Below are 23,149 nucleotides of genomic sequence, written 5' to 3'. Positions count from 1 at the left end.
GATGACCGAACGCGACACGCCGGACGGAGACGCGTTCGTCCGCGACGCCGACGAGACCCTTCGGGGGGCGTACGACCCGCCGATGAGCCTCGAGGAGTACGTCGACCGGGTGTTGGAGAACCCGACCGCGGCCGCCTCCGGCGCGCGGTACCTCCTCGCGGCCGTCGAGTCGCAGGGGACCCGGGAGGTCCGCGAGCGCGGCGAGCGGCTGGAGCGGTACCGGTTCTTCGACGATCCGTTCAACGACGGGGAACACGCCGTGTTGGGCAACACCGCGGCGCTCAACGCGTTCGTCGACGACCTCCGGGCCGCCGCCGCGGGGCGCGGCAACGACGAGACGATCGTGTGGATCGACGGCCCCACAGCCACCGGGAAGTCGGAGTTCAAGCGGTGTCTGGTGAACGGCCTTCGGGAGTTCTCGAAGACCGAGGCCGGGCGACGCTACACCGTCGAGTGGAACGTCACCGGGGCCGGGACCGGAAGCGGGGTCGGGGCAGGCGCCGCGTCGCTCTCGTACGGCGACGGCGGAGACGCCGCCGCGTGGTACCGGAGTCCCGTCCAGACACACCCCCTCTCGGTGTTCCCCGAAGCGGTCCGGGAGTCGATCGCCGACGCCGTCGACGACGACGCCTACCCGATCGCGGCCGACGTGGACCTCGACCCGTTCAGCCGCGAGGCGTACGACCACCTCGAATCGGTGTACCGCGACGAGGGGCGTCGAGACCTGTTCTCGGCGATCACCGACCGCGACCACCTCCGCGTGACGAGCTACGTCGTCGACGTGGGCGAAGGGGTCGGCGTGCTCCACGCCGAGGACGACGGGAGCCCGAAAGAGCGGCTCGTCGGATCGTGGATGGGCGGCATGCTCCGCGAGCTCGACTCGCGCGGGCGGAAGAACCCGCAAGCGTTCAGCTACGACGGCGTGCTCTCACAGGGCAACGGCGTCGCGACCATCGTCGAGGACGCGAGCCAGCACGCCGACCTCCTCCGGCGGCTCCTCAACGTCCCCGACGAGCGGCGGGTAAAGCTCGATAAGGGGATCGGAATGGATCTCGACACCCAGCTCATCGTCATCTCGAACCCCGACCTCGACGCCGAACTCGACCGCCATGCCGAGCGCGAAGGGGCGGACCCCCTGAAAGCGCTGAAACGCCGTCTCACTCGCCACGAGTTCCGCTACCTCACGAACCGGCGGCTGGAGGCAGAGCTGTTGCGCCGCGAGGTCGGCGGCCCGCGAGGCGTACCGACGGTCGACGGGATCGAGGACGACGAGCCGATCGATACCGGCGAAAATCCCGCGAGGGACCCCGCGAGCGAGCCCAGTGCCGCGTCCCTTACGATCGGCGTCCGCGACGGCGACAAAGGGATCACGGAGCGCGAACTCGCTCCCCACGCGGTCGGAGCGGCCGCGCTGTACGCGGTCGTCACGCGGCTCGACACCGACGACCTGCCGGCGGGGATCGACCTCGTCGAGAAGGCCGAGCTGTACGAAAACGGTGAGATACGGCGCGAGCGGAGCGGCGAGGAACAGCGGATCACCGTCGACGACATCGAGTTCGGCGACGGAGATGGCCGGAACGGGATCCCGGTCACCTACGTCCGCGATATCGTCGCGGAGCTGCTCGGGTCTGACGCCGACCGCAGCCACCCTGAACTACCGGTCGAGCGGGTGATCACGCCGACGGACGTGCTCGACGCGATGGCCGAGGCACTCTCCGACGCGCCGGTGTTCTCGCGGACGGAGGTCGCGGAGTTCGAGAGCCGGAAGGCGCCCGTGGCCGAGCGCGTACGCGAGCGCCAGCGAGCGGATGTGGTCGACGCGATCCTCGCGGAGGAGACCGTCCCGGAGGCGACCGTGGCCGAGTACGTCGAGCACGTGTACGCGTGGGACGCCGAGGTGCCCGTCGAGACCGAGCGCGGCCCGGAGGAGCCGGACGCGCTCGCGATGAAGGTGTTCGAGACGGAGACGCTCGGCCGGTTCGACGAGAGCGACTACCGCGGGACCGACCCCACCGAGCCGGTCGGGACGTTCCGGCGCGAGCGGGTGATACGCGCACTCACCCGGTACGCGTGGCGGAACCGCGGCAACGCGTTCAGCGTCGGCGACGCCGACCTCGGCGAGATCCCGGAGCTGAAGGCGGTGTTGGAGTCGAACGACCTCGCGGACGTGAAACGACGATTCCCGGACCTCGACCCTGCCGAGTGGGCCGATCCGCCGGCCGACACCGAGACGGAACGGACGAAGGCGACGACGATAGCGCGGCTCGTCGACCGGGGGTACAGCCCCGCGTCCGCCGAGTTGACGAGCCGCGCCGTGATGCGGAACGTTCGCGACGAGTGGACGAGCCTGACCGCCGACGGCAACACGGCGAGCGAGGCCACCCCAGATCGTCCGATAGAGGACCGAAGCGGCCGAAACGGGGGTGGTCGGACGTGGGACTGACCGAGGACCGCGAGCGGTTCCGCGAGGTGGGTGAGAAGCGCCGCGAGGATCTCGCGGAGTTCATCAGCCACGGCGATCTGGGCGGCTCCGACCCCGACCGAGTTCGTATCCCGGTGAAGATCGTCGATCTCCCCGAGTTCAAGTACGACCGCCGCGAGGCCGGCGGCGTCGGGCAGGGGGAGAGCGGACAGCCCCAGCCCGGCCAGCCGGTCGAACCAAAGTCCGACGGCGATGAGGAGGGGGACCCGGGCGAGGAAGGCGGCGAGCACGAGTACTACGAGATGGACCCGGAGGAGTTCGCGCGCGAGCTCGACGAGGAGCTGGGACTCGACCTCGAACCGAAGGGGAAACGAGTCGTTGAGGAGATGGAAGGCGATTACACCGACACTGCCCGCGCCGGCCCGCGGGGGACCCTCGACGTCGACGAGTTCTTCAAGCGCGGGCTGAAGCGCCACCTCGCGACCGACTTCGACGAGGATTACGTCCGCGAAGGACTCCACGTCGCCGGCGCGGACGTCGACGACGTGTTCGCATGGGCGCGCAACCAAGGGATTCCCGTCTCGCGGGCGTGGATCGCCGACGCGGCTGCGACCGCGGCGGACGAGCACGGCGAGCCCGTCGAAGCGCTCGACCGGTGGGTGAGCTTCGACGCGCTCGACGAGGATATCGACCGCGAGCCCGCCACTCATCGGATTCGCCGGGAGGGGCTCGACAGCGTCCCCTTCCGCCGAGAAGACGAGCGCTTCCGTCATCCCGAGGTGATCGAGAAGCGCGAGCGCAACGTCGTCGTGGTGAACGTCCGTGACGTGTCCGGCTCGATGCGCGAGACGAAACGCGAGCTGGTCGAGCGGGTGTTCACCCCGATGGACTGGTACCTGACCGGGAAGTACGACGCCGCGGAGTTCCGCTACGTCGTCCACGATGCAGAAGCGTGGGAGGTCGACCGCGGCGAGTTCTTCGGGATCCAGTCGGGCGGAGGCACCCGGATCTCCAGCGCCTACGAGCTGGTCGCGGAGATCCTCGAAGAGTACCCCTACAGCGAGTGGAACCGCTACGTGTTCGCCGCCGGCGACTCCGAGAACGCCGGCAGCGACACGACCGAGTCGGTGATGCCGCTGATGGAGTCGATCGACGCCAACCTCCACGCGTACGTGGAGACGCAGCCGGGCGGCGCCGCGCCGAACGCCCGTCACGCCGACGAGGTGGAAGAGGCGCTCGGCAACACGGGCAACATCGCCGTCGCCCGCGTCTCGGAGCCGGGCGACGTCACCGACGCCATCTACGAGATCCTCAGTACCGAAGCCGAAGGCGACGGCGCCGCGACCGCCGGCGAGGCGGCAAGCGGGCTGACCGACGGAGGTGAGCGCCGATGAGGGACGAGCGAGTCGAAGCGAAACGCGAGGCGGAGTCGCTCGGAGTACCGGCGGCGGAAGCGCGCGCGCTCGCCGAACGGCTCGGGCTGGAGCCGTACCCGGTGCGGTACTGGATCGTCGACCACGACGAGATGAACGAACTGATCGCGTACGGCGGCTTCCAGCGGCGGTACCCCCACTGGCGGTGGGGAATGAACTACGAGCGGCAGTCGAAGTTGGATCGCCACGGGCTCGGGAAGGCGTTCGAGATCGTCAACAACGACGATCCGAGCCACGCGTTTCTCCAGGAGTCGAACTCGCCCGCCGACCAGAAGGCGGTGATAACCCACGTCGAGGCCCACGCGGACTTCTTCGCGAACAACCGGTGGTTCGGCCTGTACGCCGACCGCGGCAAGGGCGGACCGAACGCCGCGGCGCGGCTGGAGCGCAACGCCGACCGGATCGCGGCGATCGCCGATCGTCCGGAGGTCGACCGCGACGAGGTCGAGCGCCTGATCGACGCTGTGAGCGCGCTGGAGGACACGATCGACCAGCACAGCCCGGCCGACGCCGCGCGGTCGGTCGACGAACCGGGAGTCGACGAGGACGTGAACGGCCCTGACGACGATCCGCTCGCGGCGATCGAAGAGCGGATCGCGGAGCTGGACCTCTCCGAAGAGGTGCGTCGTGACGTGTTCGATGACGAGTGGCTCGAAGCCAGAGGCGAGGGCGTCGAGCCGGAGGAGCCGCGCCCGGACGTGCTCGCGTTCCTGCGTGATTACGGGAAGCGGTACGACCCGGAGAGCGGAAAGGCGGTCGACCGCGAGCCGTGGGAGACGACCGTCATCGACGCGCTTCGCGAGGAGGCGTACTACTTCGCGGGCCAGAAGTCGACGAAGGTGATGAACGAGGGGTGGGCAACATATTGGGAGTCAGTCATGATGGGTGGCGAGGGGTTCGCCGATCCCGACGAGTTCCTCACGTACGCCGACCACATGTCCCGGGTGCTCGGATCGCCCGGGCTCAACCCCTACAAGCTCGGGTTCGAGCTGTGGACCCACGTGGAGTTGCGGGCCGCCCGTCGCGACGTGATCGACAAGCTGCTTCGGATCGAGGGAGTGACGCCAGAGAATTTCCACTCGCGGATCGACCTCGATGAGGTCGCCGCAGCGCTCGAACCTCATCCCGCGATCGCGGGGGCGGGACCGGCGACGCTCGACGAACTGGCCGAGCTCGCCGCCGACCGCGACCCGCGTGTCGACGCCGAGGCGGTCGACCGGGCGCTGTCGGCGCGGGACGGAGAGAGTCCGGGAACCGACAGCGACGCTGGCCCCGACTCCGGCCCGGACATCGAGCGCTACCCGTGGAAGCTGCTCACGCGCGAGGGCCTCGCGGAGCGACACTACGTCCTCTCGCGGCCGGAGCATCGGAACTCTCTCCGGAACGTCTCGCGGGAGACGTTAACCGAGCAAGCGCGGTACATGTTCGACGTCGATCGATATGCGACGGTCGACGAGGCGCTCGCCGACGTGGATCGTGCGACGGGCTGGGACCGGATGCTCGAAGTCCGCGAGAGCCACAACGACGTAACGTTCATCGACGCGTTCCTCACCGACGAGTTCGTGCGCGAGGGGAACTACTTCACCTACGAGTACAGTCGGGCGACCGAACAGCACCGCGTCGCCAGCGTCGACGCCGACGACGTGCGGAAGAAGCTTCTGTTGCGGTTCACGAACTTCGGGAAGCCCACGGTCGTCGTACTCGACGGCAACTTCCGGAACCGAGGCGAACTCCTCTTGGGCCACCGGTACAACGGGGTCGCTCTCGACGAGGAATCGGCGAGAGAGACGCTGAAGCGCGTCTTCGAGCTGTGGGGGCGGCCGGCGAACCTCGCGACGATCCGCGTCGAGTACTCCGACGAGGCGATCCGCCGCGCCATGCGGCGGGGCACCGAACCGGAGGGAAAAGAGGTCGGCGTGCGCTTCCAGTACGACGGCGGCGAGGTGACCGAACACGACCTCGATCCGGAGATCAAAGCGCGGATCGCGGCCGACGAGATCGACTACGACACGAAACCCGACGACTGGCTGGCGTGATCGGAGGACCGGACGGTTCCCGACACGAACTACCGCGGACCTACGTCAGGTTCGCGACCATCTCGGAGACGGACGCCGTCTCCTCCTCGTTGATCCCGTGACCCATCCCCTCGTAGATCCGGGTCTCGACATTGCCACCGAGCGCCGCAAGCACGTCGGCCGTCTCGTGGACCCGCTCTTCGGGGATGTGCGGGTCGACATCACTGCACCCGAGAAACGCCGGCGTTCCCGCGAGCGCGTCGGCGGGGTCCCCGTCGACCGCGGCCGCCGCGTGGGAGACGTAATCGTCGAGATCGATCGACTCGCCGATCAGCCCGCCGCTCAGTGCCGCGAGCCCACCGTATTGCGACGGATTTCGCGCAACGAACTCGCTCGCGAGACAGGCGCCCTGCGAGAAGCCACCAACGAGGACGCACTCGGCCGGAATCCCTGCGTCCGTCGCGGTCTCGACTGCGCGGCCGATGGCACGCAGACCGGAACTCCGGCCGGGTTCGTTGTCCGCGACCGGAGCGAGGAAGGAGTTCGGGTACCACGTGTTCGCCGCCGCCTGCGGCGCGAGTAGTGAGAGACCGGAGGTCTCTCTGACAGCCGGCGGCGAAGCCGCCGGCGAGAGCGCGATATCGTAGTCGCCTGCGACCTCCGTCCCGAACTCGACGATGCTCCGCGCGGTCGCGCCACGACCGTGGACGAGGACGACGGCGGCGTCCGCCGCCTCGATGTCGGTGCCGGCGGTCACCAGCTCCTCGTCGGCGTGCGGGTCGTCGCCCGTATGCAGGGGTCCGCGGCTCATACGCCGACGCCCGCGTCGGCATCCGGCAGATCGTACTTGTTCACCGGGAGCCCGAGCTCCTCCAAGGCGGCCTCCATGTGACGATCCTTCGCGAAGTCGGCACCGTCCTCCTCACGGAGCCGCTGGGCAGTCGCGAGCACCTCGCCCTTGCGATCGTCCGGGATCTCGTACTTGTCCGACGAGAGTTCGATGACGAGGCCGTTGTTGTCCTGCGTGTAGATCGAGTGGAAGATCCCTCGATCGAACACGTTGTACCCTTTCCCAGCATCCTCCAGCGCCGACATGATATCTTCGTACTCGTCGGGATCGACGCTGAAACAGAGGTGGTGGACTGCGCCGGTGCCGGCGCGCTGGCCACGAGCCGAGGGGCGGTCGTCGCTCACGAAGAACGTCAGGATTCGCCCGTCACCGGTGTCGAAGAATAGGTGCGTCTGCGAGGGGTCGTCGAGATTGGGCTGGCGGAGGACGAGCGGCATGCCAAGTAGGTCGCGGTAGAACGCGATCGTGTCGGCCTCGTTGCTTCCCCAAACGGTAACGTGGTCGGTTCCGGTGGTATGGAACGGTGCGTCCGGACGCTCCGGCGTGACGGGAGCCGGGATGTCGTCGCTCATACTACCGGTACGAAGCGGATACGTATAAAAGCGAAAGTGACCGCCGGGCCACCTGCTGACATCGGTGTTATCCGGTCAGAACATTCGATTCACTGAAAGCGGACGCGAACGCCGTGCCCGAAGCGGCGTCGGCACCGAAGCGAACCGCTTAATCCGGACAGAACGAACCGGAAGGCATGGAGATACTGCTTCACTCCGGACTCGAACACCCGAACACCCTGTGGATCGCGGCCGCCGCAGTCATCTCGTTCGTACTCGGCGTCGTTTCGACCACGTACGGACGCCGGATCGCGGCCCCGTTTCGGGACTCCACCGAGGAGTGATCACGACCGCTCGATCCGGCTTGCAAGCCGCTGAACCCCGCGACTAGGGTCGCTGCCAGATAGGCGGCGCAACACCGAGAGCCCGAACGACGATCGGATACCCGAACGCGACGACGAACACGAGGAGCATCGACGCCAGAAACGAAAGCGATCCGACGACGCGCTCGACGATCGCCAACACGACGAACATCACGACGAACATCACGCCCCAATGAGGGGCGAGTTGGCGAATTTTCTCCGCGGTGTCAGTCATACATCCCGTGATGAGTCCGACAAATATAGGTTGTCGGTCGCTGCCGTGAACTCCGAGGCGACACGGAAGCATCTCGAAAACGGGAACGCGAATCGAACGGAAACGCGAACCGAGAGAGCCGATCGAAATCGGAGATCAGTACCGCGAGGGAATAAACGCCGCCGAGAGCAGGAGAACGATCGAGAACAGCGCGAGGATCACCACGCGCGTCAGTCCGGAGTTGTACTGTTCAAACTGCTCGATCTCCGCGACCTGTGCATCGTACCCCTCGATATCGCTCGACAGGTGGAGGGTCGAGGAGTCGGCGAAGTGCGCGACGAGGTCCGTCTCGACGAGCGTGACGATCCCCTCGTCCTGAACCTCGATCGACTCCGTCTCCGTGGCCTCCCAGACGAGCACCGCTTGGTCCGCCGTGACGTTGTCAACGGTCGCGGTCTGACTACTGTACTCAAGGGTGCCACCCGTAGCGTACGAGCGCTCCTCGGGGGCCGGGAAGTACTCCCCGACCGGGATGAGACTCGACTCGCCGTCCTCGGTGACGACGACGTACTCGCCGTCGTCGCGCTGGACGGTCTCGTTGTCGGCCTGCGGATCAGCTTCGAGGATCGCCTGTCGGTCGGGTACCTCAACGAGCGTGAATTCGCTCGGATCCTCACCCGTGATCTCCACGCGCCACTCCCGCTCGTTGAACTGAACCGTCGACCCGTTCGCCCAGGCCTCGGACTGTTCCACGGTCATGTTGCGCTCGATCGTCGCCACGAGCGAGGTCCCGCCACCACCGCCACCGTGACCACCACCGCCGCTCTCCTCAACTTCGGTGATCTCGACGACGTACTCCTGGCCCTCGACCTCGATCGTCTCACCGTCCGAGACCTCGTAGTCAGGGTTTTCGAAGCCGATCTCCGGGCTATCGGCCGTCACAGTGAGCACACCGGCCACGCCCGCGACGAGAACGAAGAGCGCAGCGTACACGGCCACAGCGCGTCGTTGCATAGTTCCAGCATGGGTCACCCGGTGTATAACGGTTACTAAGCCGCGCTCTCGAAACGCGAAATAGAGCCGAAGCGAAGCGTCGATCGCCTTGGGACGGCGATACCGCGCCCGCCAGCGAGGGTCCAGTCGGCGGCAGACGGTACAGCCCCGGGAAGCAGCACAAGCAGACATGGATATCAGACAATCGAACCTGATCCGAGACAATGAATATTTCACGAAATTCGTCGATCAGCCGAAATACGCGCGCTGAGGATCGCTCTCTGCAACAGTACTTTAATTGCGCGCCGCAGAACACGGGCAATGACGGATTCCGATAGAGCGACACCACCAGAGGTCCTCGACAGCAAGCGCGACGCAACGCGATATCAGGTTTTGGTAGAGATCGCCGCCCGGCAACCCGCAGTGAGCCAAACAGAGATTGCCGAAGCGATCGGCGTAACGTCGCAGGCCGTCAGTGATTACGTGAGGGACCTCGTGGAGCACGAATACGTCGAGAAGGAAGGTCGAGGACGGTATACGGTAACAAAGGAAGGCGTCGACTGGCTGATCTCCAGAACCGACAGTTTGGAGGCATACCTCAACCGCGTCAGCTCCGACGTGCTTGGCAGCGTCGACGTCGACGCCGCGATCGCGATGGACGACATCGCCGAGGGAAGCGACGTGGGCCTGCTCATGCGTAACGGCGTCCTCCATGCGAACCCCGCAGGCGGGACAGCAACGGCGGTCACCGTCACCGCTGCCGCAGCGGGCGAAGCCGTCGGTGTCGCCGATTTCGAGGGCGTAGTTGATTACGAGACCGGATACGTCACAGTGCTCCCCGTTCCAGCCGTCACAGACGCGGCATCGGTCGCCCCCGACGTGCTCACAGCGACCCGCCCGTCCGAGAGCTTGCTCGCCGTCGCCGGTACCGAAGCGTACGCGCTCGCCGCGCGGGCGGACGCACACCCGGATATCCGGTTCGGAACGGTCGACGCCGTCGCCGAAGCCGCAGTGCGCGGCATGAACGTACTACTAATCGTTACGGCCGACCAGCTACCGAAACACACCGCGCGGCTCCGCGACGAGAACATCCCGCACGAAGTGCTCGACGCGGGCGACTTCTGAGACGAAGACAACAAGAAGCCGACCACCCGTGTCGCCGAGCGAGCCGCTCTCGGAGTTGAAACGAGAGCCAAGGGCCGGATTTGAACCGGCGTTGGGCGGCTCTGCAGGCCGCTGCGTCTGACCAGACTCTGCCACCTTGGCGCCTATCGGACGTACCGCAGTCGAGCGTTTAAGCCTAGCGGTCGCGTGTGAAACACAGCGCCGCCGCTCTCTATACATGAAAAAAGCCCACGGACGTAGTGTCCGTGGGCGAAATTGCGAGTGGGAGTATTCTCCCGTATGAATGGTAGGCGGCGAACCGCGGTTCCCAGAGGATCGCTCACTCCAGTACTTCCCGGTACGCTGGTGGGCTTAACTTCCGTGTTCGGAATGGGTACGGGTGTTGCTCCACCGCTATGGCCGCCTTTACGCCGACTCTCGGAATTGAACCGAGACTCTCTCCACGCTTTCGCGGAGAGAGACGCCTGTGTCGGTGGTTCTTCCGACCGTGTATATGTGCGATCCAGTTACCGCCTGAACTCATACGACCTGTGGTGTCAGTGCCGTATGACTGTGGCTTCGGTCTGTTAGTGCTCGTGGACTCAACACCTCGTTGCCTCGGTGCGTACATCCCGAGTCTATCGAACTCGTCTTCTACGAGTGACCTCATCGGTACTTCTTTTCCATGTGGGTTTCGAGCTTAGATGCGTTCAGCTCTTACCCCGTGTCGCGTGGCTACCCGGCATTGCGTTCTCACACAACCGGTACACCAGTGGCGACCAAACGTAGTTCCTCTCGTACTATACGTTTGTTCACGTCAAGTACCTTGACACCCCCAATAGATAGCAGCCGACCTGTCTCACGACGGTCTAAACCCAGCTCACGACCTCCTTTAATAGGCGAACAACCTCACCCTTGCCCGCTTCTGCACGGGCAGGATGGAGGGAACCGACATCGAGGTAGCAAGCCACCCGGTCGATATGTGCTCTTGCGGGTGACGACTCTGTTATCCCTAAGGTAGCTTTTCTGTCATCTACGGGCCCCATTCCGGAGCCTCGTAGGTTCGCTAGACCACGCTTTCGCGTCAGCGTCACTCGTTGGGAATGACACTGTCAGACCATCTTGTGCTCTTGCGCTCTTCGCCGGATTCCCGACCCGGCTGAGATGATCTTCGGGCGCGCTCGATATCTTTTCGAGCGCGTACCGCCCCAGTCAAACTGCCCGGCTACCGGTGTACTCCTCCCGGAGTGAGAGTCGCAGTCACCGACGGGTAGTATTTCAATGTTGTCTCGGTGGCCCGCTGGCGCGGGTACCTGTGTAATGACTCCTACCTATGCTGCACATCGGCGACCACGTCTCAGCGACAGCCTGCAGTAAAGCTCTATAGGGTCTTCGCTTCCCCTTGGGGGTCTCCAGACTCCGCACTGGAACGTACAGTTCACCGGGTCCAACGTTGGGACAGTGGCGCTCTCGTTTATCCATTCATGCAAGCCGCTACTGAAGCGGCAAGGTACTACGCTACCTTAAGAGGGTCATAGTTACCCCCGCCGTTGACGGGTCCTTCGTCCTCTTGTACGAGGTGTTCAGATACCCGCACTGGGCAGGATTCAGTGACCGTACGAGTCCTTGCGGATTTGCGGTCACCTGTGTTGTTATTAGACAGTCGGAGCGCCCGAGTCACTGCGACCTGCTCCGTCGAGAGCAGGCATCCCTTCTTCCGAAGGTACGGGACTAACTTGCCGAATTCCCTAACGTCGGTTCTCCCGACAGGCCTTGGCTTGCGCTGCCAGAGCACCTGTGTCGGATCTTGGTACGGACATCGTGCTTGTCTTTTCACGGGCCCTATGTACGGCTGACTTGCGCTATCTCGCGTTTCGCTCGCTTCGTGCCGTGACGGCTTCCACGAGTTTCCACGATTTGACCGGGCGAAAGCCCGGCTCAGCGTTCCACACGGCGTCGACGTTTACTGCACGATGGCACTGGAATCTTAACCAGTTTCCCGTTGATGCAGTCGAGTTACGGTGCATCTTAGGACCGGCTGACCCTCGGCTGAGTGGCAGTGCCGAGGAACCCTTGCTCTTCAGGCCGTCGAGGTTCTCACCCGACTATCGCTGCTACTGTGACCAGGATTGTCGTTTCTGAACGGTCCACACGAGTTCTCACCCGTGCTTCCATCCGAACAGAACGCCAACCTACGCGGTTGCCCCTGTCAAGGGCACGGCCAGGTCTCGGTGGTAGATTTGAGCCCCGATCATTTTGGGCGCCTCAAACCTCGGCCGGTAAGCTGTTACGCTTTTCTTAGAGGGTAGCTGCTTCTAAGCTCACCTCCCGGCTGTTTAGGGCTTGAGACCACCTTCGAATCGCACTTAATCTACACTTTGGGACCTTAACCCGGCTCTGGGTTGTTCCCCTCACGGTACACAGGCTTACCCCGCGCACCGGACTCCCTTCGTCTACAGCGCCTGCGGGTTTGGAGTTCGACAGGATGGCCGACTCCTCTCGGAGGCGGGTCATCCAATCGGTAGCTCTACCCCGCGGGCTACCTCGGAAGAGGTCATGCTTCGACATGTTTCGGTTGGAACCAGCTGTTGCCAGGCTCGATGGGCCTTTCACCCCTATGCACAGATCACGAGAGGATATTGTAGAATACCAACTCTAACGGGCCTCCACGTGGCTTTCGCCACGCTTCACCCTGCCTGTGTATAGATCGCCTGGTTTCGGGTCGCACCCAATTGACTCCCCGCGCTTGAACACGGTGGCCCTCGCACGAATGTGCTGCGGCCGTATCGGTTTCCCTACGCCTTCCCCGGTTCACGGGTTAGACTCGCCAATCAAGTGCACTCCCTGGGTCGTTTTTCAAAACGCACGACACGACGCCGGCTCGACTCTCTTCCTACTGGAGGATCGCTCCTCGGTCGTTTTGAGAATCGCCTTGTACGCCCTGTCGCTCGATCGCCAACTGATTTCAGGCCCTATTGCACCGCCCTTCTCGGGGTGCTTTTCAGCGTTCGCTCACGCTACTTGTTCGCTATCGGTCTCGAGGAGTGTTTAGCCTTCTCAGGGGATGCCTGAGTCGTTCACAGAGGATATCCGACCCCTGCTACTCTGGTATTGACGCCTTCTGTACTGCCTCATCTTACGGGGTTGTCACCCTGTCTCACGCTCCATTCCAGGAGACTTCAGATGAAATGTCGAGAATTGATTGTCAACCCGAACACCACATTGGTCCGAAGACCTTCGGTTTGGGCTGTGTCGCGTTCACTCGCGGTTACTGACGACATCGCTATTGCGTTCTTTTCCTTCCCTTACTGAGATGTTTCAATTCAGGGAGTTCCCTATTGCGCGTGGCAATTGTAAACGGATTCCGATTCGGATATCTCATGTTCTTCCCCTCCATGCGGGTCCCATGAGCTTTTCGCAGCTTGGCACGTCCTTCATCGGCTCTCGAGCCGAGCCATTCACCAGCTGGCACAGTAGCCAGTAGTGTGTCAGTCGATTCAATAAAGAACCGCTGACGGTGTCAAGTGACTAAATGTCACCCGACTGTATATGGTTCACTGACGTTCCACGAACTCGTATGAGTTCAGTGGACGTCTGGATCGCACGTATACACGGTCGTCATTGGATCACGTCCAGGCAGGAGCGTGTCCATCGAACCCTTCCCATCCGCGGTTTCCCGGGATGGTGCATCGGTCGTCGTCTACTCGATCCGAGTCGCGTCTCCCACTTAAGGGGACGGATTCGGACCGAGGCTGACATGGACTCACTGGGATTCGAACCCAGGGCATCCTCCTTGCAAAGGAGGCACTCTACCGCTGAGCTATGAGCCCACCTTCCCACGCGGGAAGGATGTATCTCCGTTTGTGTGAACCGTGGTAGTTCGTCGGTGTCCAGGCCGGCGGATAGTCGGACACAGACCATGCATGAATAGTGACCGTCTGGTGACGGTCGAAAGGTGAGCTCGCCCAGAAGGCGAGTCTCGGGTCGGTGGAGGTGATCCAGCCGCAGATTCCCCTACGGCTACCTTGTTACGACTTAAGCCCCCTTGCGAAGCCCAGATTCGACTCGTGTAACGAGCCTCATCCGGACCTCACTCGGGTGCTTTGACGGGCGGTGTGTGCAAGGAGCAGGGACGTATTCACCGCGCGCTTATGACACGCGATTACTACCGAATCCAGCTTCATGTGGGCGAGTTGCAGCCCACAATCCGAACTACGATCGAGTTTCTGAGATTACCGTCTCCTTTCGGAGTTGGAACCCTTTGTCTCGACCATTGTAGCCCGCGTGTTGCCCAGCGCATTCGGGGCATACTGACCTACCGTTGCCCGTTCCTTCCTCCGTGTTGGCCACGGCGGTCTCCCTACTGTCCCCAGCCACTTCGCAGTGCTGCTGGCAAGTAAGGATGCGGGTCTCGCTCGTTGCCTGACTTAACAGGACGCCTCACGGTACGAGCTGACGGCGGCCATGCACCTCCTCTCTGAAACTCGGATAAGGTCATCAACCTGATCGTCATTATTACAGTCGACGCTGGTGAGATGTCCGGCGTTGAGTCCAATTAAACCGCAGGCTCCTCCGGTTGTAGTGCTCCCCCGCCAATTCCTTTAAGTTTCATCCTTGCGGACGTACTTCCCAGGCGGTCTGTTTAGCGGCTTCCCTACGGCACAGCACCCACTCGTAGTGGGAGCCACACCTAACAGACATTGTTTACGGCCAGGACTACCCGGGTATCTAATCCGGTTCGAGACCCTGGCTTTCGTCCCTCACTGTCGGATCCGTCCTCGCGACGTGCTTTCGCCATCGGTGGTCCGTCCAGGATTACAGGATTTCACTCCTACCCCGGACGTACCCGTCGCGCCTTCCGGTCCCAAGCCACGCAGTTTCTACCGGACGCCCACCCGTTGAGCGGGTGGATTTTCCGATAGACTTGCGCGGCCAGCTACGGACGCTTTAGGCCCAATAAGATCGGCCATCACTCGGGCTGCCGGTATTACCGCGGCGGCTGGCACCGGTCTTGCCCAGCCCTTATTCGTACACCTCCCTACGGTGTACAAAAGCGTAGGCTCTATGCCTACGCACTTGGGATTCCCTTATCGCACTGGCGTGCAGTGTAAAGGTTTCGCGCCTGCTGCGCCCCGTAGGGCCCGGAATCTTGTCTCAGATTCCGTCTCCAGGTTCTCACTCTCATGACCCGTACCGATTATTGGCACGGTGGGCCGTTACCCCACCGTCTACCTAATCGGCCGCAGCCACATCCTTCGGCGCCGGAGCTTTTGGCACAATCCTCATTCCAGGTGGATTGTGGTATGCACTATTAACCTCAGTTTCCCGAGGGTATCGTGCTCCGAAGGGTAGTTTGGCCACGTGTTACTGAGCTATTCGCCACGAGTCTGAACTCGTGCGACTAGCATGGCTAAATCGAATCCCAATAGCAATGGCCTCCGGCAGGATCAACCGGAATGTATAACCTCCGAGCCTGATTCCCGGCTCAGAGGGGTGTTGGCGGGTTTTGACTTGCGATAAGTCAAAACACCATTGCATGGTCTATGTGGTGTCCGGTCCACCCAGCGACCTGGATGACACCGAACTACCACGGCTCACATCAGATTTCCTCTTACGCCGGAGCGCAGGGGGCGAAATCCTCATCTTCGCGGATCTGATTGTACCCTCCGATGGGCTATAAACCCATCGAAGCGTTTCAGATCCAGCGAAACCGGACCGGGTTGAACGGCCCGAGTTCGCAGGTGCGTTCTTCGCATTAGTCACGATGGCCGGGTTGTATTTAACCCCGTCGAACCATCGGAGCTTCGTCATGCGGTTTCATGACGTGGGAGTGTGAACGAGCGGATAGCTATGTGGATAGGGGCGACAAAAAACGCATCTGGCCTCGAAGGCTACTCGTCGTCGATGTACTCGATCCCCTGTTTCGAGACGTTCGCCTTCGTGATATCGTCGAGATCGTTGAGCCAAAACTCGTCGGCGGCGTCGTCGACCTCGGGGGCGCTGTCCTTCCAAGCCCAACCCTCGTACTCATGAACCTTCTGGGTCCCCTTCTCGCGGAGGCGGAGCGTGATCCGCTCTGCCTCTTCCTCCGAGGGGGCGGGCTCAAGCGTACGGGCAGCCTTGAGCGCGGCCTGGCGGGGCATATTACCGGAGAACTCACTCGGTTCCGATCCGTCTTCCTCTCGAAGGGCAAAGTTTCGCTTACCGTCTTCACGTACCATGGTTTATCCTCCATGCGAACCCAACACACAGTCTGTAATAAATATATCGGGCAAATGAAAGCTGATCTGCAAAACATTTATATATTAACTCCGTACGGGCTAGCGGTTTCGAGTGATTTACGAGCCAATATGGGAGTCGGTCGACGGTCGGAGGACAGATCGCCCGTTCGAGATGAAGCGTTGATCGGTCGGAGCGTTGCACGAACAGCGTCGACAGAACAGGCGAGATCGCTCCTGTGCGGGTAAACAACACTTATGTGTCTGCTATGGCGAAGTTTGACCAGTACAACCGCGATGGTCCGTAAAAAGAAGCTCAGCCCCAGTGGCGCCAAGGACGACGAGGGGGAGTACCACAACGTCCACGTGAACCTCCACGAGGACGAGCTTGCCGTCGCCGGAATGGATATCGGCGACGAAGTGTTCGTTCGGGTCCGAGACGGAAAGATAATCATTCAGAAGGCCGATTCCAGCCCGGAAGATCTTGAACACGACTTCTGAACCAGCTCGTATTTTTCCATAGTACTCACTTTTAAAGGCCGGACTGGGACACCGAGTTAGTCGAGGTGTGCGCGAGCTACCCTTGCGACGGCGGTCGGCGGATTGATGCCCGTGCGTGACGAGACCGAAACGATGGGCGCGTACGATCTCTTGAAGCCGGCACTGTTCGGACTTCCCCCGGAGACGGCACACGGGCTGACACACCGACTGTTACGTGCGGTGCAAACCACACCGGTGACTGAACACCTCCACAGCCGGTTCTCCGTGAACGATCCTCGTCTGCGCGTTGAGGCATTCGGGAACGAGTTTCCCAATCCCGTGGGCGTCGCGGCCGGCTTCGACAAGAATGCTGAGGTCCCGCGCGGCCTCGCAGCGCTGGGGTTCGGTCACGTCGAGGTCGGCGGCGTCACCGCTGAGCAACAGCCGGGGAATCCGCGACCGCGACTGTTTCGGCTGCGCGAGGACGAAGCTCTCATAAACCGGATGGGGTTCAACAACGAGGGTGCCGACATCGTCGGCGAACGGCTCGATCGGGAGCCGCTGCCGGAGATTCCGGTTGGAATCAACATCGGGAAGTCGAAGTCGACACCCCTCGCCGAGGCCCCCGAGGACTATCTATATACCTACGAGCGCGTGGCGGACGCCGGCGACTACTTCGTTGTTAACGTCTCCAGCCCGAACACGCCCGGTCTCCGCGAACTGCAGAACCGCGCGGCGTTAGAGGAGATACTTGGCACTCTTACGGACGCGGGCGCCGATCCTCTCCTTGTAAAACTCTCCCCGGACCTCCCGGAGCCAGCAGTCGAGGACGCGCTCGGAGTCGTCGACGATCTCGGTCTCGACGGCGTCATCGCAACCAACACCACGACATCGCGTCCGAACTCTCTAAAAAGTCCCCAGCAGGCTGAGCGCGGTGGACTCTCGGGGAAGCCGATAGAGCCGATCGCCACGGAGCGGGTCCGGTTCGTTGCCGAGCGCACCGACGTTCCGGTGATCGGGGTCGGCGGAATCTCGGACGCGAAGGGTGCCTACGAGAAGATACGGGCGGGCGCGTCCCTCATCCAGTTGTACACAGGGCTCGTCTACGAGGGGCCGGGCCTCGCACGCGACATCAACGGGGGGGTCCTCGATCTCCTCGATCGGGACGGCTTCGACTCGGTCGAGGCCGCTGTCGGCGCGGATCTATAGCCGGACCGCGCAGGGAGGTTCTACGCCTCGTTACGGACGATAACGACCACGTCGTCCGCCTCTAACAGCTCGCCGTCGCCCTGGTACTGTCGCTCCTCCTCGATCGCGAACTCCTCCTCGACAAGCGTAACACCCGTAACGTGGAGCTCCTCGCCGTCGATCTCGTACTCCTCTTTCGCGAGCGCCGCCTCGATGTCCCCGACCTGATCACCGTACTTCGGCCCAACGGTGGCGTAGTCGAGGTCGATCCCGGTGATCACCGTCTCGACCGGGGCGTCCTCATCGGGATGGACGGTAAGGTCCGCAACATGCATCACGCCCGTGATGTCCTCCTCAAACCCGCGGACATCGGCGTACACCTCGACGGCATCGAGCTCGGCGTTCAGCGGGAGCTGGTTCTTGCTCTTGTACTTTCGGAGGGCACCGACGACTGCCGTGGCGGCCGCACCAGCCTCGTGGTCTGCCTCCAGACCGAGCGGCTCGGGCCAGTCGGCGAGGTGGATCGAGTCGCGCGCGCCGTCGGCGACGGCGGCGTCGACCGCGTCGGGGTCGCTCGCTCCATCGGCGTACATGTCGTGCCAGAGCTCTTCGGTAACGTGCGCGAGCAGCGGGGCAAACAACTTCAGGAACCGCCGGTGTGCCGTCCGGAGCGTGTACGCCGCGGCGTCGTCCTCGCGCTGTTTGACGATCTCGAGGTAGTCGTCACAGAACGTGTTCCAGAAGAAGCTCCGGAGTTCGTCGCGGGCCTTCGAGAACGCGCGATCCTCGAAGAGCCCAGTGAGTCGCTCGATTCGGTCGTCGAGCTCGGCGAGCAGCCAGCGGTCGAGCTCTCGGAGGTCTTCGTCGGCCGGCGTATCCGGGTACGGCTCCGGCGCCAGCGACTCGACGAGCTTAGAGGCGTTCCACAGCTTGCGGATCAGCTTCTCGCCCGCGCGGAGGTCCTTCTCTTTGAACGGGAAGTCGTCGCCGACGGCGGTCCCGGCGGCCCAGTAGCGCGTGGCGTCGACCGGGAACTCCGCCAGCACCGCCTCCGGCTCGACGACGTTACCGACGGACTTCGACATCTTCTCCCGATTCTCGTCGAGGACGTGGCCGTTGATCATCGTCTCCTCGAACGGAACCTCACCGGTGTGCTCGTAGCACTTCACCAGCGTGTGGAACAGCCAGAAGCTGATGATATCGTGGCCCTGTGGTCGGAGGTCGAATTGGTACAGTTCGGGGTGTTCCATGGTGAACTCCCCGGCGTCCTCGTCCCAGTCCCAGCCGGCGTTGATGAGCGGGGTCAGGCTGGAGGTGGCCCACGTGTCGAGCACGTCGTCTTCAGGTTCGAACTCGTCGTGGCCGCACTCGGGACAGGCGTCGACCGGCGGGTCGTCCGAGAGGGGGTCGACGGGCAGGTCGGCCTTCTCGGCGACGACGATCTCCCCGCAGTCCTCGCAGTACCACACCGGGAACGGGATGCCCGAGGAGCGCTGACGAGAGATGAGCCAGTCCCACTGGAGCCCCTCGACCCAGTGCTCGTACCGGGTGAACATCTTCTCCGGAGACCACTCCATCTCCCGGCCGATCTCGAGGTACTCGTCGGTCTTGTCGAGCATCTCGACGTACCACTGCTCGGTGACGAGGAACTCGACGCTCGTCCCGCAGCGCTCGTGAACGTTGACGGTGTGGGTGATATCGCGGCGGTCCAGCAGCGCGCCCGCCCCGTCGAGGTCTTCGACGATAGCCTCGCGGGCCTCGTCTGCGTGCATCCCTTCGTACCCCTCGGCGACGTCGGTCATATGTCCGGACTCGTCGATAGCGACCCGGAGGTTCAGGTCGTGGACCTGGTACCACTCGATATCGTTCTGGTCGCCGAACGTACAGCACATCACGATGCCGGAACCCGTCTCCATGTCGACGCGCTCGTCGGCGATGATCGGCACCTCGTGGCCGAACAGCGGGACCTCGGCGGACTCACCGACGAGGTTCTGGTTCTCGTCGTCGTCGGGGTGGACGAAGACGGCAACGCACGCGGGGAGAAGTTCGGGGCGCGTCGTCGAGATGACGAACTCCTCGGCGCCGTCATCGGTTGCGTCGCCTCCGACCACGGGGAAGGCGATATCGTGGAAGTGGCTGGCCTGCTCGTCGTCCTCGGTCTCGACCTGCGAGATGGCGGTCTCGCACTCGGGACACCAGATCGCGGGCGCCTTCTCGCGGTACTCGCGACCCTGATCGTACAGGTCGAGGAACGACAGCTGGGAGATGCGCTGGACGCGCGGCTCGATCGTCTGGTAAGTGTGGTCCCAGTCGACTGAGACGCCGAGCGACTGGACGTTCTCGGTGAACTGCGCCTCGTACTCGGCACAGACCTCCCGACATTTCGCCTGGAACTCCCGGCGTTCGAAGTCCTGGTGGCGGATATCGAGTTCGTCCTCGGTGAGCCGCTCGGAGGCGATACCGTTGTCGTCGTAGCCGAACGGGAAGAACGTCTCTCCACCGTTCATGCGCTCGAATCGGGCGACGAAGTCCTGGAGGGTAAAGCCGTACAGGTGGCCCATGTGGAGGCTCCCCGATACCGTCGGCGGGGGCGTGTCGATGGAGAAGACCGTGTTCGGATCGACCGGGTCGTCGTCGGGGTAGGCGTACGTCTCCTCGTCGACCCATCGCCGCTGCCACCGCGGCTCGACGGTGTCTGGGTCGTACTCACCACTGGGCATTTCACACTCACGTTCCGCCGGTTCCCCCTTAACGGCCTCGGTTGTGTGGGGCAGGATTGCGCGATCAGCTACGGTCGGGTACCGTCAGACCCGATCGTCGAGGTCGTGTTCGGCGGCCATCTTCGACGCCTCCGTTGCGAAGCGCTCGATCTCGTCGGCCGGGCTCTCGCCGAGCGCATTCTCCTCGACCTCGCGGCCGGCGGTGACCCCGTCGCCCGTGACGAGTCGCTGTTCGGCCAGTTCCTTCGTGTGCATCCGCTCGCCGTCCTCCGTGGCGTAGGTGAGCCGCACGAGCCCCTTCGAGTCGAACTGCCGATCGACGAGCCAGACCGTAGTCATACGCGGCGATCCGTGCCTGCGACGCTTAAAAAGGACGGTCGCGGCGGGCGCAGCGCTCAGCGACGGGGTTCGATCTCGACGATTGCGGTTGGCGCGTGCCTGCGAGCAGGCCATCGGCCCGCGAGCAGCACGCGCGAGGGACGCGGCGAACGCGAGCGGCGAAGCCGCGAGCCGTGAGCCGTGAGGGTGGGGCTTTGGAGGCGTTCACCACGCAGGATCCGATTGCGTATAACCGAGGCTGGGGCTTTGAGGATGGCCGAGTTTGGAACGATAACGTGCCGATAACCGTTTCGGCCCGCGACCGATCAGTCACGCGATTCGATCGGATTCCGGCACACCTCGTCGCCAGCGCTTTGTACCGCCTCGTCGAACCGAGAGGCATGCGCGTGAAGTTCGATCGTGACACCTGCGTCGGAATGTACCAGTGCGTCGCCGAGTGGGACGCCTTCGAGAAGAACCTGAACGACGGGAAAGCCGACCTACGGGGGAGTGAAGAGGAGGACGAGGACGTGTTCGTCGTCGAGGTGCCCGACGGCGAGGAGTTCGACGCGAAGTTCGCGGCGCGGGTCTGCCCGGTCGACGCCATCGAGGTCTACGACGACGACGGCGAGCAGGTGGTGTGAACGGCTTCAGATTTTGCTTATAAATAGCGGCTGGCAGAACGACTGCGACAAACATCTTCAAAGCCCCAGCCGCGACGGCTCGCGTGACTCGCTGCGCTCCTCGTCACTCGTTCCACTCGTTCCTGCGGTGCTTACGTCGTCAAGCGTCGCCCTCGCGACTGCCCCTTTGAGTCCAACCCGCCCGCGACCGCGCCTCTCACCTCCCCAGCCTCGTCGGTCACTCGTCGCTTCGCTCCGGGCGACCGACTCCCTCGCACCGTCGGTTCGCGGCTCAGAGAGCCCCGAATCGGGGCGCGCCAAAATGAATAATTAGCAAGAGTGTCAGTCTGACCCGCTTCCGTTTATAAGCGCTCAGCTAGGTCCTCGGCGAAGTACGTGATGATCAGGTCCGCGCCCGCGCGCTTGAGCGACAGCAGCGACTCGTGAGCGGTCGCTTCCAAGTCGAGCCACCCCTTCTCCGCGGCCGCGTGCAGCATCGCGTACTCTCCGGAGACGTTGTACGCGGCGATCGGGTGGTCGAACTCCCGCCGGAGGTCGCCGACGATATCGAGGTACGGCAGCCCGGGTTTCACCATCAGCACGTCCGCGCCCTCCTCGGCGTCGATTCGAGCCTCGCGGAGCGCCTCGCGACGGTTCGCGGGGTCCATTTGGTAGTGGCGACGGTCGCCGAACGCGGGCGCACCGTCGGCCGCGTCGCGGAAGGGCCCGTAAAAGGCGGACTCGTACTTGACCGCGTAGCTCATCAGCCCTACGTCCGCGTGGCCTGCGGCGTCGAGCGCCTCGCGAATCGCGCGGACCTGTCCGTCCGTCATCGCCGAAGGCGCGACCATGTCAGCGCCCGCATCCGCCTGCGAGACGGCGGTCTCCGCGAGCAACTCCAGCGTCTCGTCGTTTTTCACCGTGAGCGTCGGGTCCGTCTCCGCCGACTCCTCGATCACGCCGCAGTGGCCGTGGTCGGTGTACTCACAGAGGCAGACGTCGCCGATCACGTAGGCGTCGGTCTCGGCGGTGATTCGCCGGATCGCGCGCTGGACGACCCCGTCCTCCGCGTACGCGCGCGTGCCCTCGGCGTCCTTCGACTCGGGGATGCCGAAGACGATGACGGCCTCGACGCCGGTCTCGCGGACCTCCTCGACTCGGGCGACCGCCTCGTCGACGGGGACGCGCTCGTGGCCGGGCATCGTCTCGATCGGTACGCGCTCGTCGGTCGTCGCGTCGACGAAGACGGGGGCGACGAGGTCCGACGCCGACAGCGAGGTCTCGCTGACGAGCGAGCGAGCGCCGTCGGTACGGAGCCGCCGCGGCCGGTCCGTTGGGTGCATACCCGAGCGTTGGCTTCGAGCCGTCTTTTATGATTCGTCCGCGGCGAATCAGCTGACAGACGAGCGCGGACGCGAGAGAGAAGACTACCGACGAACGGCAAGAAGCCGCAGACAGCAAAAGCCGCAACCGATCGCTACTCCGACGATTCGATATCGATCTTGTCGCGGAGCGAGGCAAGCTCGTCAGACTCGGCGAGCTCTTCGACGCGCGCCTTGAAGTGCTCCTCGCAGAGGCCGACGACCACACCGCTCTGCTCGGCCTCGTAGGCGGCCTCCCGTTCGCAGTAGTGACACCGCATACCCGACACTCTGTCG

At 63.6% G+C, this 23,149-nt stretch carries 17 protein-coding genes, 2 tRNA genes and 3 rRNA genes; 8 read left to right on the top strand and 14 right to left on the bottom strand.

What is annotated here, in order from left to right; translation table 11 throughout:
• The first annotated feature begins 1 nt into the window (after position 1).
• The 3 genes from HLAC_RS00160 to HLAC_RS00150 are packed head-to-tail and all read left to right on the top strand — an operon-like array spanning position 2 to position 5,891.
• Positions 2-2,443 carry a hypothetical protein gene (locus HLAC_RS00160; protein ID WP_012659283.1) on the top strand — a complete coding sequence of 814 codons (2,442 nt, stop codon included), beginning with the start codon at positions 2-4 and terminating at the stop codon, positions 2,441-2,443.
• On the top strand, positions 2,434-3,816 hold the full coding sequence (locus HLAC_RS00155) for a DUF444 family protein (protein ID WP_012659282.1): 1,383 nt from the start codon (positions 2,434-2,436) through the stop codon (positions 3,814-3,816). Before HLAC_RS00160 ends, HLAC_RS00155 begins: the two co-directional genes overlap by 10 nt.
• A complete protein-coding gene (locus HLAC_RS00150; RefSeq protein WP_012659281.1) occupies positions 3,813-5,891 on the top strand; it encodes a SpoVR family protein in 2,079 nt (692 codons plus the stop codon). Before HLAC_RS00155 ends, HLAC_RS00150 begins: the two co-directional genes overlap by 4 nt.
• A 40-nt stretch (positions 5,892-5,931) precedes the next feature.
• On the opposite strand, the gene HLAC_RS00145 is transcribed toward HLAC_RS00150, so the two are convergent.
• A complete protein-coding gene (locus HLAC_RS00145) occupies positions 5,932-6,681 on the bottom strand; it encodes an alpha/beta hydrolase (protein ID WP_012659280.1) in 750 nt (249 codons plus the stop codon).
• A complete protein-coding gene (locus HLAC_RS00140; RefSeq protein ID WP_012659279.1) occupies positions 6,678-7,292 on the bottom strand; it encodes a VOC family protein in 615 nt (204 codons plus the stop codon). The genes HLAC_RS00145 and HLAC_RS00140 overlap by 4 nt, the downstream gene beginning before the upstream one ends.
• Before the next feature lie 176 nt (positions 7,293-7,468).
• Between HLAC_RS00140 and HLAC_RS19110 the strand changes: the two genes are divergently transcribed.
• Entirely contained in the window at positions 7,469-7,615 is a 147-nt protein-coding gene (locus HLAC_RS19110; RefSeq protein ID WP_012659278.1) for a hypothetical protein, read from the top strand.
• A 43-nt stretch (positions 7,616-7,658) separates the two neighbouring features.
• On the opposite strand, the gene HLAC_RS00135 is transcribed toward HLAC_RS19110, so the two are convergent.
• Together HLAC_RS00135 and HLAC_RS00130 are read right to left on the bottom strand one after the other, a co-directional pair.
• Positions 7,659-7,868 (bottom strand): hypothetical protein, encoded by a 210-nt coding sequence (locus HLAC_RS00135; protein ID WP_012659277.1) that lies wholly within the window; start codon positions 7,866-7,868, stop codon positions 7,659-7,661.
• A gap of 135 nt (positions 7,869-8,003) precedes the next feature.
• On the bottom strand, positions 8,004-8,861 hold the full coding sequence (locus HLAC_RS00130) for a hypothetical protein (RefSeq protein WP_012659276.1): 858 nt from the start codon (positions 8,859-8,861) through the stop codon (positions 8,004-8,006).
• A gap of 300 nt (positions 8,862-9,161) precedes the next feature.
• On the opposite strand from HLAC_RS00130, the gene HLAC_RS00125 reads away from it, so the two are divergent.
• Positions 9,162-9,965 carry a DUF7839 domain-containing protein gene (locus HLAC_RS00125; protein ID WP_012659275.1) on the top strand — a complete coding sequence of 268 codons (804 nt, stop codon included), beginning with the start codon at positions 9,162-9,164 and terminating at the stop codon, positions 9,963-9,965.
• Between the two features lie 65 nt (positions 9,966-10,030).
• Here HLAC_RS00125 and HLAC_RS00120 read toward each other — a convergent pair.
• The 6 genes from HLAC_RS00120 to HLAC_RS00095 all read right to left on the bottom strand — a co-directional run bounded on the left by HLAC_RS00120 (position 10,031) and on the right by HLAC_RS00095 (position 16,165).
• Positions 10,031-10,106, bottom strand: a tRNA-Cys gene (locus HLAC_RS00120).
• 144 nt (positions 10,107-10,250) lie between these two features.
• Positions 10,251-10,372, bottom strand: a 5S ribosomal RNA gene (rrf, locus tag HLAC_RS00115).
• Positions 10,373-10,510: 138 nt separating this feature from the next.
• Positions 10,511-13,430: ribosomal RNA gene (locus HLAC_RS00110) — 23S ribosomal RNA — on the bottom strand.
• Positions 13,431-13,702: 272 nt separating this feature from the next.
• Positions 13,703-13,774: transfer RNA gene (locus tag HLAC_RS00105), tRNA-Ala, on the bottom strand.
• A gap of 158 nt (positions 13,775-13,932) precedes the next feature.
• Positions 13,933-15,402 (bottom strand): 16S ribosomal RNA (locus HLAC_RS00100).
• Together the 16S, 23S and 5S rRNA genes with 2 tRNA genes alongside form the textbook arrangement of a ribosomal RNA operon.
• A 433-nt stretch (positions 15,403-15,835) precedes the next feature.
• On the bottom strand, positions 15,836-16,165 hold the full coding sequence (locus tag HLAC_RS00095; RefSeq protein ID WP_012659273.1) for a non-histone chromosomal MC1 family protein: 330 nt from the start codon (positions 16,163-16,165) through the stop codon (positions 15,836-15,838).
• A gap of 294 nt (positions 16,166-16,459) precedes the next feature.
• Between HLAC_RS00095 and HLAC_RS00090 the strand changes: the two genes are divergently transcribed.
• Entirely contained in the window at positions 16,460-16,663 is a 204-nt protein-coding gene (locus HLAC_RS00090) for an AbrB/MazE/SpoVT family DNA-binding domain-containing protein (protein WP_012659272.1), read from the top strand.
• A 132-nt stretch (positions 16,664-16,795) separates the two neighbouring features.
• Complete coding sequence (locus tag HLAC_RS00085) at positions 16,796-17,851, top strand: quinone-dependent dihydroorotate dehydrogenase (RefSeq protein WP_049933615.1); 1,056 nt, start codon at positions 16,796-16,798, stop codon at positions 17,849-17,851.
• Positions 17,852-17,871: 20 nt separating this feature from the next.
• On the opposite strand, the gene HLAC_RS00080 is transcribed toward HLAC_RS00085, so the two are convergent.
• Together HLAC_RS00080 and HLAC_RS00075 are read right to left on the bottom strand one after the other, a co-directional pair.
• The gene (locus HLAC_RS00080) at positions 17,872-20,550 is read right to left on the bottom strand and encodes a valine--tRNA ligase (protein ID WP_012659270.1); all 2,679 of its coding nucleotides are present in this window, start codon (positions 20,548-20,550) and stop codon (positions 17,872-17,874) included.
• Between the two features lie 84 nt (positions 20,551-20,634).
• Positions 20,635-20,889, bottom strand: a complete 255-nt coding sequence (locus HLAC_RS00075; protein WP_012659269.1) for a DUF7967 family protein — start codon at positions 20,887-20,889, stop codon at positions 20,635-20,637.
• A 380-nt stretch (positions 20,890-21,269) separates the two neighbouring features.
• On the opposite strand from HLAC_RS00075, the gene HLAC_RS00070 reads away from it, so the two are divergent.
• On the top strand, positions 21,270-21,512 hold the full coding sequence (locus HLAC_RS00070) for a ferredoxin (RefSeq protein ID WP_008847169.1): 243 nt from the start codon (positions 21,270-21,272) through the stop codon (positions 21,510-21,512).
• A gap of 341 nt (positions 21,513-21,853) precedes the next feature.
• On the opposite strand, the gene hemB is transcribed toward HLAC_RS00070, so the two are convergent.
• A complete protein-coding gene (hemB, locus tag HLAC_RS00065; protein ID WP_012659268.1) occupies positions 21,854-22,834 on the bottom strand; it encodes a porphobilinogen synthase in 981 nt (326 codons plus the stop codon).
• A 134-nt stretch (positions 22,835-22,968) separates the two neighbouring features.
• The gene (locus HLAC_RS19105) at positions 22,969-23,133 is read right to left on the bottom strand and encodes a DUF6757 family protein (protein WP_012659267.1); all 165 of its coding nucleotides are present in this window, start codon (positions 23,131-23,133) and stop codon (positions 22,969-22,971) included.
• Positions 23,134-23,149 lie beyond the last annotated feature (16 nt).

The organism is Halorubrum lacusprofundi ATCC 49239 (assembly GCF_000022205.1).
Taxonomy (GTDB): domain Archaea; phylum Halobacteriota; class Halobacteria; order Halobacteriales; family Haloferacaceae; genus Halorubrum; species Halorubrum lacusprofundi.
This window is presented reverse-complemented; position numbering and strand designations above follow the sequence as displayed.

Excerpts from the sequence above, each read along its gene's own strand:
- HLAC_RS00085 (WP_049933615.1), top strand. The coding sequence starts at position 16,796 with ATGGGCGCGTACGATCTCTTGAAGCCGGCACTGTTCGGACTTCCCCCG.
- hemB (WP_012659268.1), bottom strand. The coding sequence starts at position 22,834 with ATGCACCCAACGGACCGGCCGCGGCGGCTCCGTACCGACGGCGCTCGC.
- HLAC_RS00130 (WP_012659276.1), bottom strand. The coding sequence starts at position 8,861 with ATGCAACGACGCGCTGTGGCCGTGTACGCTGCGCTCTTCGTTCTCGTC.
- HLAC_RS00160 (WP_012659283.1), top strand. The coding sequence starts at position 2 with ATGACCGAACGCGACACGCCGGACGGAGACGCGTTCGTCCGCGACGCC.
- HLAC_RS00080 (WP_012659270.1), bottom strand. The coding sequence starts at position 20,550 with ATGCCCAGTGGTGAGTACGACCCAGACACCGTCGAGCCGCGGTGGCAG.
- HLAC_RS19105 (WP_012659267.1), bottom strand. The coding sequence starts at position 23,133 with ATGCGGTGTCACTACTGCGAACGGGAGGCCGCCTACGAGGCCGAGCAG.
- HLAC_RS00090 (WP_012659272.1), top strand. The coding sequence starts at position 16,460 with ATGGTCCGTAAAAAGAAGCTCAGCCCCAGTGGCGCCAAGGACGACGAG.
- HLAC_RS00150 (WP_012659281.1), top strand. The coding sequence starts at position 3,813 with ATGAGGGACGAGCGAGTCGAAGCGAAACGCGAGGCGGAGTCGCTCGGA.
- HLAC_RS00095 (WP_012659273.1), bottom strand. The coding sequence starts at position 16,165 with ATGGTACGTGAAGACGGTAAGCGAAACTTTGCCCTTCGAGAGGAAGAC.
- HLAC_RS00140 (WP_012659279.1), bottom strand. The coding sequence starts at position 7,292 with ATGAGCGACGACATCCCGGCTCCCGTCACGCCGGAGCGTCCGGACGCA.
- HLAC_RS00135 (WP_012659277.1), bottom strand. The coding sequence starts at position 7,868 with ATGACTGACACCGCGGAGAAAATTCGCCAACTCGCCCCTCATTGGGGC.
- HLAC_RS00145 (WP_012659280.1), bottom strand. The coding sequence starts at position 6,681 with ATGAGCCGCGGACCCCTGCATACGGGCGACGACCCGCACGCCGACGAG.
- HLAC_RS00075 (WP_012659269.1), bottom strand. The coding sequence starts at position 20,889 with ATGACTACGGTCTGGCTCGTCGATCGGCAGTTCGACTCGAAGGGGCTC.
- HLAC_RS00125 (WP_012659275.1), top strand. The coding sequence starts at position 9,162 with ATGACGGATTCCGATAGAGCGACACCACCAGAGGTCCTCGACAGCAAG.
- HLAC_RS19110 (WP_012659278.1), top strand. The coding sequence starts at position 7,469 with ATGGAGATACTGCTTCACTCCGGACTCGAACACCCGAACACCCTGTGG.
- HLAC_RS00070 (WP_008847169.1), top strand. The coding sequence starts at position 21,270 with ATGCGCGTGAAGTTCGATCGTGACACCTGCGTCGGAATGTACCAGTGC.